The sequence below is a fragment of the Ensifer sp. ENS07 genome, assembly GCF_014852185.1.
GTDB lineage: Bacteria > Pseudomonadota > Alphaproteobacteria > Rhizobiales > Rhizobiaceae > Ensifer > Ensifer adhaerens.
Map to the genome: position 1 here is coordinate 1 of NZ_JACVBE010000093.1, position 255 is coordinate 255.

Sequence of the window (255 nt, forward strand, 5' to 3'; positions counted from 1 at the left end):
GCGTCATTCGGTCGTCGATATCTTAGAGGACCGCAGCGTCGAGAGCGCAAAATCTTGGTTGCAAGAGCGTCCGACGATCGAGGTCGTGAGCCGAGATCGCTGCGGTTTGTATGCTCAGGCGGCCCGACAGGGCGCCCCGCAGGCCCGCCAGGTGGCTGACCGTTTTCATCTGGTTCAAAATCTCAGAGAGGCAATCAAGGAACAGATGAGCGTTTATGGTCACGCCCATGTTAGACCCATTCTCTCCGAAGATGC

At 57.3% G+C, this 255-nt stretch carries 1 protein-coding gene; it reads left to right on the forward strand.

Annotated elements, in window-relative coordinates; all coding sequences use genetic code 11:
• A partial coding sequence (locus IB277_RS37795; RefSeq protein ID WP_192373430.1) for a transposase occupies nucleotides 1–255 on the forward strand: 255 nt, incomplete at both ends.